The sequence below is a fragment of the Streptococcus sp. SO2 genome (genome assembly GCF_030440025.1).
On record NZ_JAQFJH010000014.1, the window covers coordinates 1 to 11,672 of the forward strand.

Annotated in this window: 14 protein-coding genes and 3 pseudogenes; 13 read left to right on the top strand and 4 right to left on the bottom strand. The window is 39.8% G+C overall.

Translation table 11 applies throughout. The features are described 5' to 3' along the window. Positions 1 to 86, bottom strand: an 86-nt coding sequence (locus PCY17_RS09515) for an IS630 transposase-related protein (protein WP_301393612.1), incomplete at its 3' end; no start/stop codon positions are given. A gap of 211 nt (positions 87 to 297) precedes the next feature. Here PCY17_RS09515 and PCY17_RS09520 point away from each other — a divergent pair. The 13 genes and pseudogenes from PCY17_RS09520 to PCY17_RS09580 all read left to right on the top strand — a co-directional run bounded on the left by PCY17_RS09520 (position 298) and on the right by PCY17_RS09580 (position 9,319). Beyond that, the gene (locus PCY17_RS09520) at positions 298 to 741 is read left to right on the top strand and encodes a dUTP diphosphatase (protein WP_075230760.1); all 444 of its coding nucleotides are present in this window, start codon (positions 298 to 300) and stop codon (positions 739 to 741) included. A 1-nt stretch (position 742) separates the two neighbouring features. After that, positions 743 to 1,280, top strand: a pseudogene (locus PCY17_RS09525) (histidine phosphatase family protein). Between the two features lie 10 nt (positions 1,281 to 1,290). Continuing rightward, positions 1,291 to 1,452 (top strand): annotated as a pseudogene (locus PCY17_RS09530) (DNA repair protein RadA); the annotation flags it as partial. After that, positions 1,448 to 1,750, top strand: a pseudogene (locus PCY17_RS09535) (isochorismatase family protein); the annotation flags it as partial. The pseudogenes PCY17_RS09530 and PCY17_RS09535, both read left to right, overlap by 5 nt. Before the next feature lie 18 nt (positions 1,751 to 1,768). Continuing rightward, positions 1,769 to 2,284 carry a histidine phosphatase family protein gene (locus PCY17_RS09540; RefSeq protein WP_075230759.1) on the top strand — a complete coding sequence of 172 codons (516 nt, stop codon included), beginning with the start codon at positions 1,769 to 1,771 and terminating at the stop codon, positions 2,282 to 2,284. A gap of 16 nt (positions 2,285 to 2,300) precedes the next feature. Beyond that, the gene (locus PCY17_RS09545; RefSeq protein WP_075230758.1) at positions 2,301 to 2,792 is read left to right on the top strand and encodes a hypothetical protein; all 492 of its coding nucleotides are present in this window, start codon (positions 2,301 to 2,303) and stop codon (positions 2,790 to 2,792) included. Positions 2,793 to 2,804: 12 nt separating this feature from the next. Further along, the gene (gene radA, locus PCY17_RS09550) at positions 2,805 to 4,199 is read left to right on the top strand and encodes a DNA repair protein RadA (RefSeq protein ID WP_301393615.1); all 1,395 of its coding nucleotides are present in this window, start codon (positions 2,805 to 2,807) and stop codon (positions 4,197 to 4,199) included. 70 nt (positions 4,200 to 4,269) lie between these two features. Beyond that, the gene (locus PCY17_RS09555; RefSeq protein WP_301393522.1) at positions 4,270 to 4,965 is read left to right on the top strand and encodes a TIGR00266 family protein; all 696 of its coding nucleotides are present in this window, start codon (positions 4,270 to 4,272) and stop codon (positions 4,963 to 4,965) included. Between the two features lie 162 nt (positions 4,966 to 5,127). Then, positions 5,128 to 5,622: a carbonic anhydrase gene (locus PCY17_RS09560; RefSeq protein ID WP_006147430.1), complete on the top strand. Its 495-nt coding sequence runs from the start codon at positions 5,128 to 5,130 to the stop codon at positions 5,620 to 5,622. A gap of 215 nt (positions 5,623 to 5,837) precedes the next feature. Beyond that, the gene (locus tag PCY17_RS09565) at positions 5,838 to 6,806 is read left to right on the top strand and encodes a ribose-phosphate diphosphokinase (protein ID WP_000010179.1); all 969 of its coding nucleotides are present in this window, start codon (positions 5,838 to 5,840) and stop codon (positions 6,804 to 6,806) included. 299 nt (positions 6,807 to 7,105) lie between these two features. Continuing rightward, the gene (locus PCY17_RS09570; RefSeq protein WP_301393530.1) at positions 7,106 to 7,825 is read left to right on the top strand and encodes an LPKTxAVK-anchored surface protein; all 720 of its coding nucleotides are present in this window, start codon (positions 7,106 to 7,108) and stop codon (positions 7,823 to 7,825) included. Between the two features lie 74 nt (positions 7,826 to 7,899). After that, positions 7,900 to 8,739 (top strand): class B sortase, LPKTxAVK-specific, encoded by an 840-nt coding sequence (srtB, locus tag PCY17_RS09575; protein WP_301393533.1) that lies wholly within the window; start codon positions 7,900 to 7,902, stop codon positions 8,737 to 8,739. Positions 8,740 to 8,881: 142 nt separating this feature from the next. Beyond that, entirely contained in the window at positions 8,882 to 9,319 is a 438-nt protein-coding gene (locus tag PCY17_RS09580) for a CoA-binding protein (RefSeq protein ID WP_301393535.1), read from the top strand. 181 nt (positions 9,320 to 9,500) lie between these two features. Here the strand turns inward: PCY17_RS09580 and PCY17_RS09585 are convergent, their stop codons facing one another. The 3 genes from PCY17_RS09585 to PCY17_RS09595 all read right to left on the bottom strand — a co-directional run bounded on the left by PCY17_RS09585 (position 9,501) and on the right by PCY17_RS09595 (position 11,614). Then, entirely contained in the window at positions 9,501 to 10,511 is a 1,011-nt protein-coding gene (locus tag PCY17_RS09585) for a YeiH family protein (protein ID WP_301393538.1), read from the bottom strand. A gap of 475 nt (positions 10,512 to 10,986) precedes the next feature. Next, positions 10,987 to 11,340 (bottom strand): type II toxin-antitoxin system RelE/ParE family toxin, encoded by a 354-nt coding sequence (locus tag PCY17_RS09590; RefSeq protein ID WP_049526778.1) that lies wholly within the window; start codon positions 11,338 to 11,340, stop codon positions 10,987 to 10,989. After that, complete coding sequence (locus PCY17_RS09595) at positions 11,330 to 11,614, bottom strand: type II toxin-antitoxin system RelB/DinJ family antitoxin (RefSeq protein WP_049504562.1); 285 nt, start codon at positions 11,612 to 11,614, stop codon at positions 11,330 to 11,332. Before PCY17_RS09595 ends, PCY17_RS09590 begins: the two co-directional genes overlap by 11 nt. Between the last annotated feature and the right edge of the window lie 58 nt (positions 11,615 to 11,672).

Consider the following 11,672-nt stretch of genomic DNA (forward strand, 5'->3'; position numbering starts at 1 on the left):
TCAAAAACTTTGGATGCCTCGACATGGCTGTGTCCCTCTTTGATGTAATTTAATGCTCGTTGTTTAAAATCTGTACTATATGCCATAGCTTTATTATAACATGTATTTTATAAACTAAGTAACTATAATAAAAGGGAAAATAAGGGACATTTGAAATATCTTTAAATTTTTTTGTATGATTTTATTGTTTGCTTTTTGATAGGACACTTTTCTTTATTTTATATAGAAGATTTTTCGTGCTTTTTTCGAATAAATAAGATAAAATAGCCTAGAATAAAAGATTAAAAAGAGGGAAATATGAAAATTCGTGGTTTTGAATTAGTTTCTAGTTTTACAGATGAGAGTTTGCTACCCAAGCGTGAGACAGCACATGCAGCTGGTTACGACTTAAAGGTTGCTGTGCGCACAGTTATTGCTCCAGGAGAGATTGTCCTTGTTCCAACAGGGGTTAAGGCCTATATGCAACCGACAGAAGTGCTTTATCTCTATGATCGTTCTTCAAACCCTCGTAAGAAGGGCTTGGTTTTGATTAACTCTGTGGGTGTCATTGATGGAGATTATTATGGTAACCCAGGAAATGAAGGACATATCTTTGCACAGATGAAAAACATTACCGATCAGGAAGTTGTTCTTGAAGTTGGGGAACGTGTGGTTCAGGCTGTCTTTGCTCCATTTTTGATTGCGGATGGCGATGCGGCAGATGGCGTGCGGACTGGTGGATTTGGATCAACTGGGCACTAAGATGAAGATTATCTTTGTACGTCATGGGGAGCCAGATTATAGTATGCTTGATAAACTTGAAAATCCGCAACTCTATAGTGGTTTTGGTCGTGATTTAGCACCATTGACAGGAAAAGGTTGCAGTCTGGCAAAAGAAGCTGCTAAAACTGCATGTTTTGGAAAGGCAGAGATTATTATTTCATCGTCTGTGACGAGGGCTTTAGAAACAGCACATTATATAGCAGTTGAAACAGGATTGGACTTATTTGTGGAGCCGTTTTCATGAGTGGCGTCCAGACTTAGATGGCACTAACTCTGATTTAACTAGTGTATTGGTAGCTCATGAATATTATCTAAAACATCAAGGAGGTTTATCTGAAGATTCTCCCTATCGCTATGAAACTGATCTAGAGATGCGTCATCGTTTTTTAAGAGCTTTGGAAAAGTATAAAAATTATAAAACTATTATCATTGTAACTCACGGAATGCTCATGCGCCAGTTTGTGCCAAATGATAAGATTGATTTTTGCCAAGTGATTGAATGTGAGATAGAGATATAGAAAGAGGTTTATTATCGCAAAGAAAAAGGCGACATTTGTGTGTCAAAATTGTGAGTATAATTCCCCTAAGTATTTAGGGCACTGTCCAAACTGTGGGTCTTGGTCTTCTTTTGTTGAGGAGGTTGAGGTTGCAGAGGTCAAGAATGCGCGTGTGTCCTTGACGGGGGAGAAAAGACAGAAAGAAGAAATTTGCGACCGGCTTGCTGCTTGTATCTTCTCGTATCTTTGAGAAGCGTCGGGCTTCTTGCTTTACTAATCTAGATTTAAAAGATTTTTTAGAGGAAAACGGTGCTAAAAGCATAGAGTTTATAGGGGTAGATGGCAATGGCTGTGTTAAGGCTTCCGTTTTGGCAGCTACCAAGGAGAATTATTAGGTTTCTGTCGATTTGTCTGCTGTCGGAGTTGCCAACCAGAAGAAATTCTCTAAAACACTGAAGCAGTGGCAAGATTGCGGAATCAAGATTGGATAGTTTTATGGGGATCTTAATATGAAAATTATTTTTATCCGTCACGGGGAGCCAAATTACCGTGAGTTAGAGGAGCGTTCCTATACTGGATTCGGGATAGATTTGGCACCCTTATCTGAGAAAGGAAGACAACAAGCTCAGGAACTTTGCAAAAATCCTTTGTTTGGCTCAGCTGATATCCTGGTGTCTTCTGCAGTGACGCGAGCTTTAGAAACGGCTTTTTATGTATCCTGTGCTACTGGCCTTCCTTTGAGGGTAGAGCCATTATTGCATGAATGGCAGGTTTATGAAACAGGTATAGAGAACTTTGAAACAGCTAGATGTCTGTTTTTAGAAAACAAGGGGGAGTTGCTCCCAAATTCTCCTGTTCAATATGAGACAGCTGCGGAGATGAAGTCTCGTTTTCAAGAATGCATGGCTAAGTATCGAGACTACCAGACTGTGGTAGTTGTTGCTCATCGAATGCTCATGCGCCAATTTGTACCAGACGAGAAGATTGATTTTTGCCAAGTGATTGAGTGTGAGATAGAGATATAGAAAGAAGCACAATTAAATGAGCTATAAGGATTTTCAAGCTTTTACCGCAGAAAATTGTCAAGGGTATAAGAAGGTGTATAAGATTAGTATTGGAGGTTTTCTTTACTTGGCTTTTCTTCCAGTAGACTATCAAAAAATCCTTTGCATTTCTTCAGAATATATGTCCATCATCGATAGTGAAAAAAGTCAAGTCACTCCAATAGATGGGGATTACGATGAGATAGAGTTAGTAGCTATGTGTGATGGTTATGATTCACCTATTCCTATTGCTGGACAATATGGTGGAAGCCTTCCTTTGTATAATGGTAAAGACATCCGAGTGACAATGGCTAAAGACCAATCTGAAGAATATCCGATTTTAACCATTTATTGGGCAGAGAATAAAGAAACTAGGACTCAAATTTATAAAGGTTATTTACCCTATATTTTTGGATTTAGTCCTGATGGGGAGTATTATGTCCATGCGGATGATGGTGGACTGATTGTTCTGAAAAAAAATAGTTACTGATTTGGGAAATTAATAAGAGATTTTAAAAATGAAAGGATTAGAATCATCGCAAAGAAAAAAGCGACATTTATATGTCAAAATTGTGGGTATAATTCCCCTAAATATCTAGGACGTTGTCCAAACTGTGGGTCTTGGTCTTCTTTTGTTGAGGAAGTCGAGGTTGCAGAAGTCAAGAATGCGCGTGTGTCCTTGACAGGTGAGAAAACCAAGCCCATGAAACTGGCTGAAGTGACCTCCATCAATGTCAATCGAACAAAGACTGAAATGGAGGAGTTCAACCGTGTACTCGGTGGGGGTGTGGTACCAGGAAGTCTTGTCCTTATCGGTGGGGATCCAGGGATTGGGAAATCAACCCTGCTCTTACAAGTCTCAACCCAGCTGTCTCAAGTGGGGACAGTTCTCTATGTCAGTGGGGAGGAGTCTGCTCAGCAAATCAAACTCCGTGCAGAGCGTTTAGGTGATATTGATAGCGAGTTTTATCTCTATGCAGAGACCAATATGCAGAGCGTGCGGGCAGAGGTAGAGAGAATTCAGCCAGATTTTCTCATCATCGACTCTATCCAGACCATCATGTCTCCTGAGATTTCTGGAGTTCAAGGATCTGTTTCTCAGGTGCGTGAGGTGACTGCAGAACTCATGCAGCTGGCCAAGACCAATAACATCGCTATCTTTATCGTCGGTCATGTGACCAAGGAAGGAACCTTGGCGGGTCCTCGTATGTTGGAGCATATGGTGGATACGGTTCTTTACTTTGAAGGGGAGCGCCATCATACCTTCCGAATTTTAAGAGCGGTCAAAAATCGTTTTGGTTCGACAAATGAAATTGGGATTTTTGAGATGCAATCAGGTGGCTTGGTTGAGGTTCTCAATCCGAGTCAAGTTTTCCTAGAAGAACGTTTAGATGGAGCAACTGGTTCGTCCATCGTGGTGACCATGGAAGGGACCCGTCCTATTCTTGCGGAAGTTCAAGCCTTGGTAACACCGACTATGTTTGGGAATGCCAAGCGGACTACAACAGGCCTTGATTTCAATCGTGCTAGTCTGATTATGGCTGTTTTAGAGAAACGGGCAGGTTTGCTCCTCCAAAATCAGGATGCTTATCTCAAATCTGCTGGTGGTGTCAAATTAGATGAGCCTGCTATTGACTTGGCAGTTGCGGTTGCTATTGCATCAAGTTATAAGGACAAGCCAACAAATCCTCAGGAATGTTTTGTAGGAGAATTAGGTTTGACTGGAGAGATTCGGCGCGTAAATCGTATCGAGCAACGGATCAATGAAGCAGCGAAACTTGGATTTACAAAAATCTATGTACCGAAAAATTCCTTGACTGGTATCAAGCCCCCTAAGGAAATTCAGGTGATCGGAGTGACCACTATCGGAGAAGTCTTGAAAAAAGTATTCTCCTAATAGTTGTACTCAGGTTTATATTGCAAAACACTTTATAGCCAATATTTATTAAAACAAGGAGGAATTTCTGATGAAATTTTCTATGGACAGTCATATGCAATTTCCTTTGGTAGAGTTGTCACTCAATCAGGGAGAAACGGTCTTTATCCAGCGCGGTAGCATGGTCTACCATACACCCAATGTAAGTCTAAACACCCAGTTCAATGCCAGCGGTTCTGGTTTGGGACGTTTTGTCAAAGCTGTGGGACGCTCTATGGTTTCTGGCGAAAGTACCTTCATTACTCAAGCTGTTGCTGAGTCTGACAACGGCAACCTTGCTTTAGCACCAGATACTCCTGGTCAAGTGATTGCTCTCGAGCTAGGAGAAAAGCAATATCGATTGAATGATGGAGCCTTTCTAGCTCTTGATGGTACAGCTTTCTATACAATGGAGCGTCAGTCTATTGGGAAGGCTCTTTTCGGGGGTCAAGGTGGTCTTTTCGTGATGACTACTCAAGGTCAGGGAACGCTTTTGGCAAATGCATTTGGTTCGATTAAGAAAATTGAGCTTCAAAACCAAGAAATAACTATTGACAATGCCCATGTGGTGGCTTGGAGTCAATCTTTGGACTATCATATCCACTTAGAAAATGGTTTCTGGCAGTCTATCGGTACAGGTGAAGGAGTGGTGAATACCTTCCGAGGTACTGGTGAGGTTTATGTACAAAGTCTTAATCTTCAAAGCTTTGCAGGCTCTCTCAACAAGTATATCCAAAAAGAATCATAATAATAAAAAAACTAGGGCAGAAACCCAAGCTAGAAGCTGGATGTCTCTGTCCTGGTTTTTTAATAAGGAGGTTGACAGCTGACAAGACAAAGAAAAGATGGTAAGATAGAAGATAAATAATTTGGTTTTCAAATTATCTTAAAAATAAGAAAGTGTGTTGTCATGTCATATTTTGAACAGTTTATGCAAGCCAACCAGGCTTATGTTGCCCTGCATGGGCAGTTAAATCTACCAATCAAGCCGAAAACAAGAGTAGCCATTGTGACTTGTATGGACTCACGTCTGCACGTTGCACAAGCTTTGGGATTAGCACTTGGAGATGCTCACATTTTACGGAATGCGGGCGGTCGAGTGACAGACGATATGATTCGCTCACTCGTGATTTCCCAGCAACAAATGGGAACAAGAGAGATTGTGGTTCTTCATCATACAGACTGTGGTGCTCAGACATTTCAAAACGAAGAGTTTCAAGAACATTTAAAAACTGAATTAGGGGTTGATGTCTCGGGTCAAGATTTTCTCCCTTTTCAAGATGTTGAGGAGAGTGTTCGTGAGGATATGCAGTTACTTCGAGAATGCCCATTGATTCCAGATGATGTCGTTATTTCAGGGGCTGTTTATGACGTGGATACAGGCAGTATGAGAGAGGTATACTAACTTTTCCTTTGTGAGTTCCTATCTTCCCATGAGATAGAATGTCTAAGTTGTCACATTTTTGCTTGAATATAGGGAATATAAATGAGCACAAGGCAAGGGTATAAATGTCTACTCTTGTCTTATTTTTTATTGAAAAATCAAGAAAAAAGCGCTACAATGGTAGTTGGAAAATATTGTGAAAAAACACAAGCGATACATAAATACTGGAGGAAATCATGTCTTTTTCTGATTTAAAGCTGTTTGCCCTTTCTTCAAATAGAGAATTGGCAGAGCGTGTGGCGCAAGAGATTGGGATAGAGTTAGGGAAATCGACCGTACGTCAATTTTCAGATGGAGAAATTCAAGTTAATATCGAAGAATCGATCCGTGGGAAACACGTCTTTATCCTACAATCAACTAGCTCACCTGTAAATGACAATCTGCTAGAAATTTTGATTATGGTAGATGCTTTGAAACGCGCCAGTGCAGAATCTGTCAACGTTGTTATGCCTTACTATGGCTATGCACGTCAGGATAGAAAAGCGAGAGCGCGTGAGCCAATCACTTCAAAACTTGTGGCAAATATGCTAGAAGTGGCTGGAGTGGATCGTTTGTTGACGATTGACTTGCATGCTGCACAGATTCAGGGATTCTTTGATATTCCTGTCGATCACTTGATGGGTGCTCCTTTAATTGCAGACTACTTTGAGCGTCGTGGCATGGTTGGTTCTGACTATGTGGTTGTCAGTCCGGACCATGGTGGGGTGACTCGTGCTCGTAAATTGGCAGAGTTTTTGAAAACTCCGATTGCCATTATTGACAAACGTCGTAGCGTAGACAAGATGAATACCAGTGAAGTGATGAATATCATTGGTAAGGTAGAAGGCAAGACTTGTATCTTGATTGACGATATGATCGATACAGCTGGAACTATTTGCCATGCGGCGGATGCTCTTGCTGAAGCTGGTGCTGTCGAAGTTTACGCAAGCTGTACGCACCCAGTTCTTTCAGGGCCTGCTATGGATAATATCCAAAAATCAGCTATTAAAAAATTGGTTGTTTTGGATACTATCTACCTACCAGAAGAGCGTTTGATTGATAAGATCGAGCAAATCTCTATTGCACATCTCTTGGCGGATGCTATCATTCGTATCCATGAAAAACGTCCTCTATCTCCATTATTTAGTATTGAGAAAAAAATCTAACGAATTCGTTGGATAAGACAAAACTCCTAACAAAGTGATAGACCTTGTTGGGAGTTTTCTTAATTAGATCAGAAAAATGTGAAAATTTCACTAATTGTTCGTTTTTTAGTCCATTTTTTTCCTTAATCTTTCGAGAATATTGCTTATTTTTTAAGAATATAATAAATTTTACTCGTTTTTTACCAGAAATTTTAAAAAAATTTAAGAAATATCTTGACAACTCTAATATATGTGATATAATTTGAATTAATAAGGGTTATCCTTATAAATAAAATTAAACTTAAAGAGGAGATAAAACAATGAAGAAAGTTTTATTATCATCAGTAGCAGCTCTTGCAGTATTCTCAGCAACAGCTCCAGTTTATGCATACGGAAACTGGACAGGATGGGACGACAAAAAACCTGCTAAAACAACTACTCCAGAAAAAGATGACAACCGTTTTGGTGCTATTTCTGATGACGTTGTTGCTGGTAAAACTAAGGAGCCAATCACTGTTAAAACAGCTGACACAAACAAACACGTTCGTGTAACTGTTCTTGATGGTGGTGGACGCCCAGTTCCAGGTGCAACTATCGACTTCAAATTGAACGGTATCTCAATCGGTTCAGCTGTGACTGACCAAAGTGGTGATGCTGAAGCTCCACGTTTGTTCAACAAAGGTGAAGTTGTTGAATTCCGCGTAGGTACTACTGCAAATGACTTTAAAGAATTGGTAACAGCTACTGGTTCAGTAACAGTTTCTGATGATATGTACACTAACGGTTCAGTAACACTTCCATACAAATTGGATGACCGTGCTGCATCAATCAACTCAAACTCTAAAGATGTGAAACCAGCTGACCAAGCAGCTCAACCAGCTGACCAAGCAGCTCAACCAGCTGACCAAGCAGCTCAACCAGAACCTGGTAAACCAGGTGTTACAGACCAAGCTAAAAAAGCAGACGCTGCAGCTAAAAAAGCTGGTGTAGACGCTAAAGCAGGTCAAAAAGCTCTTCCAAAAACACACGCTGCTAAATAATTTTATTTAAAAAGTAGCCAATCACTGAAACTTGGTTTCAGTGATTTTTTTGGTAAAAAATGAGGGAGGAAAAGATGAGTAGACGTTCTACGACAAAAAAATCACCAATTACTAAAATAATTGCTTCAATCGTTGCAGTAGCTATCGTTGCTTTGGGAGGCTTCTTTATCTATAAAAGCTTCCTAGCTCCAAGTGGAGATAAGCTAAATGATGCAAAGGTTACTCAGGAGGCTCCAAAGCAAACCTATACTGCTAGTAAAGAAGAAAAAGAATATCTCGCTAATAAATTTAAAGGCTTGCTTGCAACAAACTCCGAAACGGTTGGTTATGTATATATTCCTGGTACCCAGTTAGATGAACCAGTCGTTCAAACAACGGATAATGCGACTTATTTAGATAAGCGCTTTGATGGCGTTAACGAACCTTTAATGGGTGCAGTCTTTATGGATGCTGATAACAAGAAGGACTTTAGTGATCGATTGACTTGGTTATTTGGTCACGCTCGTGGTAGTAAAGTGCCTGACCATCGTATGTTTAAAGATGTGAATTACTTCAGTCGCCAAGAATATTTTGATGAACACCCTTATGTTGTCATTGAAACTCCAGAGAGAAAGTATTATTATGAAGCTGTTGCTATGATTATTGTCCCAGAAGAAACAGCTTTTTACCGTACTTCTTTTGATGATGATGCGGATTTTGAGAAACAGCTAAATATTATTTATGATACTGCAGAGGTTAAGAAACCAAATGTTAAGGTATCAGCTAAGGATAAATATCTTGTTCTTTCTACTTGTCGTGAAGAGGATGATACGATTCGTGCCAATCTCTACCTTCGACAAATTCCTGACTCAGAGATGAGTGACTTTGTCAAACAACATGGAGAAAGCCTTCAGTATAAACCAACAAGAGAATAATCTATAAATAAAAAATTTATGAATCCTCCTCAAATTAAATGAAATAGTTTAATTTTGGGAGGATTTTTTGATTTTTGTTTTTATAGTAAATTTCTGCAAACCCTTTCAAAATATGCTATACTGATGAAAAAGGAGGATTTTTATGACTCAAGAATTTATCAATCCAAGTGATGGCGTGATCCGTCAGTATCTAGCAAATAGTAAGACTCTAGCAGTAGTAGGCTTGTCTGACCGTGAGGAAACAACGAGCAATCGAGTGACAAAGGAAATGCAGGCTCGTGGCTATAAAATCATTCCAGTAAACCCTAAGGCTGCAGGTGGGGAAATCTTGGGAGAAAAGGCTTATGCCAGTCTAGCTGAGATTCCTTTCCCTGTAGATATCGTCAATGTCTATCGTCGTAGTGAATTTCTGCCTGATGTAGCACGTGATTTTCTCAAGGCAGATGCAAAGATTTTCTGGGCGCAACTAGGACTTGAAAGTCTAGAAGCGGAAGAAATCTTGCGTTCTGGAGGTTGCGATGATATCGTGATGAATCGTTGCATCAAGAGAGAACATACACGCTTAATTCTTGAACAATAAAAAGGTAGCTTGCGGGCTACCTTTTGTGTTATACTCAATGAAAATCAAAGAGCAAACTAGGAAACTAGCCGCAGGCTGCTCAAAACACTGTTTTGAGGTTGCAGATAGAACTGACGAAGTCAGTAACCATACCTACGGCAAGGCGACGTTGACGTGGTTTGAATTTGATTTTCGAAGAGTATTAGAAAATACCGATGAGCGTTTGCATACCCAGACTAGTCAGGATGATGGCAATCCAGCAGAGGGCGCCAAGAAGAATAGCTTTACCACTGGATTTGATCATGGCAATGAGATTGGTTTTGAGGCCGATAGCGCTCATGGCCATGATGATGAGGAATTTAGACAGTTGTTTGAGAGGTGCAAAGAAGCTGCTGCTGACACCGAAGGAAGTAAGGACGGTGGTTAGCAGGGAAGCTAGGATAAAGTAGAGAATGAAAACAGGGAAGATTTTTTTAAGTTTTACTCCTTGGTTGTTGCCTTGTTGACGACTTTGCCAGTAAGAGAGGAAGAGAGTGATAGGGATAATAGCTAGGGTACGGGTCAATTTGACAATGGTGGCAGCTTCGAGAGTATTGGACTGGTAAAGACTATCCCAGGCACTAGCTGTAGCTGTTACAGAGGAAGTATCATTGACCGCAGTTCCTGCAAAGAGAGCAAAGCCTTCGTTGGAAAGATGGAGCCAGGTTCCTAGAGTTGGGAAGATAAGAGCTGCCAAGACATTGAAGAAAAAGATAACAGAAATGGCTTGTGCGACTTCTTTTTCCTTGGCATGGATGACAGGAGCAGTCGCTGCAATGGCAGAACCGCCACAGATAGAGGAACCAACACCGATCAAGGTAGCTAGCTTTGTATCTAGGTCAAAAAAGCGCTGGAAGAGATAGGCAACAATCAAGGCTATAGAAATGGTGGATAGAATGACAGGAAGGGAAGATTTTCCAACTGCGAAAACTTGTGAGATATTGAGTCCAAACCCAAGCAAGATAACAGCATACTGAAGCAATTTTTTGGAGCTATAAGTCAAACCAGCATCCAGTTGTTTATAGGGAGTGAGAAAGGGGTAGAGAATCATGCCAATAAAGATGGCAAAGACAGGTGCCCCGACAACAGGCAAGAAGCCTCCTAAAATCCAAGAAATGATAGATATGATAAGACAGACCAAAAGTCCAGCCCAATTTTTTGATAGAAATGACATAAAAACCTCCTAAAATAAGTACTTCTTATTATAGTCTTATCTCGAAGAAAAGTAAAGTTTAATAATTATTTGACAAGTTTCTCAAATTTATGTGATAATAGCTGTACAAGGACAGTAACGAAGTCTTGGCAAAAACAGAAATACCAGAGCTCCACCTCTGGTATTTCTGTTTGTCTAGTCATATTAAAACTAAACTCAGGTTATATTTTTTTGTCGCGCTTGTCTAGCCACTTTCTGACTACCCACTCAGAAATGACGTTACCGATCTAGTAATCAATAATGGTGCTAGAATAGTTGTAACGAAGATTAGCAAAACCGTATTTTACAAAGGTGTACTCTGTAATATTTAAATCCTTATTAAATCAACGTTTCTAAAGAAAAAGTAGCTGTAAAATATTATATATACAGCGTACTGTTAAACCAAGACGGTACCAAAAATTAAGGTTTCGGAGCTTATAAAATAAAGAAAGATGTCTCAATCAGTTGAGCTTCTTTTATTACCATTTTGTAGCAAAGTGACATAGTCGCTTTTTATGTGGAATAGGTGAGATAAAAAAACAGTGTTTTGTTTTTGGTCGATGAAGTAGAGTAAGACATACTGACCGATAATTTTTCCTCGTGTAGGGTACTTACTATTAATCTTTATACCAATTTTTTCATCGGCGTCAAAACCAGCCTCAGGAAAGACTTCTAAACTTTTTAAGCCATCTAAAATTTTACCCACAGTATTTTTAGCAGACTGAGATGATAAAAGAACAGTAGTGATGTAATCATGAATACTGTCAATAGCTTGGCTCACTTCATCAGAAATAATAACTTTATAAGCCATAGCGTGCCCTCATACTGTCTAGGGAAGTCCCTTTTCCTGCTTCATATTCTCTTAAGGCTCGTTCGGATTGAGCTTGTAATTCCTCAATCAACTGTTCACGGTGTAAATCTTCTGCAGTCTTGATTGGCAAGTCCTGTTCGAGGACAATCTGCTCTATAAAAAGAGTGATAGCATCCGTCATGGTCATTCCTTTTTCCTTGATAATGGCTCTAGCTTGTTCCATTGCTAACTCATTGATTTTAAAATTATATTGCTTAACAAGTGATCTAGTCATGGTATATCTCCGTTCTATATCGTGTATATCCAGTATATATTTTTTGAACTTTTTTTGC

Coding starts and splice junctions, on each gene's coding strand:
- PCY17_RS09520 (WP_075230760.1), top strand. CDS start 298: ATGAAAATTCGTGGTTTTGAATTAGTTTCTAGTTTTACAGATGAGAGT.
- PCY17_RS09540 (WP_075230759.1), top strand. CDS start 1,769: ATGAAAATTATTTTTATCCGTCACGGGGAGCCAAATTACCGTGAGTTA.
- PCY17_RS09545 (WP_075230758.1), top strand. CDS start 2,301: ATGAGCTATAAGGATTTTCAAGCTTTTACCGCAGAAAATTGTCAAGGG.
- PCY17_RS09555 (WP_301393522.1), top strand. CDS start 4,270: ATGAAATTTTCTATGGACAGTCATATGCAATTTCCTTTGGTAGAGTTG.
- PCY17_RS09560 (WP_006147430.1), top strand. CDS start 5,128: ATGTCATATTTTGAACAGTTTATGCAAGCCAACCAGGCTTATGTTGCC.
- PCY17_RS09565 (WP_000010179.1), top strand. CDS start 5,838: ATGTCTTTTTCTGATTTAAAGCTGTTTGCCCTTTCTTCAAATAGAGAA.
- PCY17_RS09570 (WP_301393530.1), top strand. CDS start 7,106: ATGAAGAAAGTTTTATTATCATCAGTAGCAGCTCTTGCAGTATTCTCA.
- srtB (WP_301393533.1), top strand. CDS start 7,900: ATGAGTAGACGTTCTACGACAAAAAAATCACCAATTACTAAAATAATT.
- PCY17_RS09580 (WP_301393535.1), top strand. CDS start 8,882: ATGACTCAAGAATTTATCAATCCAAGTGATGGCGTGATCCGTCAGTAT.
- PCY17_RS09585 (WP_301393538.1), bottom strand. CDS start 10,511: ATGTCATTTCTATCAAAAAATTGGGCTGGACTTTTGGTCTGTCTTATC.
- PCY17_RS09590 (WP_049526778.1), bottom strand. CDS start 11,340: ATGGCTTATAAAGTTATTATTTCTGATGAAGTGAGCCAAGCTATTGAC.
- PCY17_RS09595 (WP_049504562.1), bottom strand. CDS start 11,614: ATGACTAGATCACTTGTTAAGCAATATAATTTTAAAATCAATGAGTTA.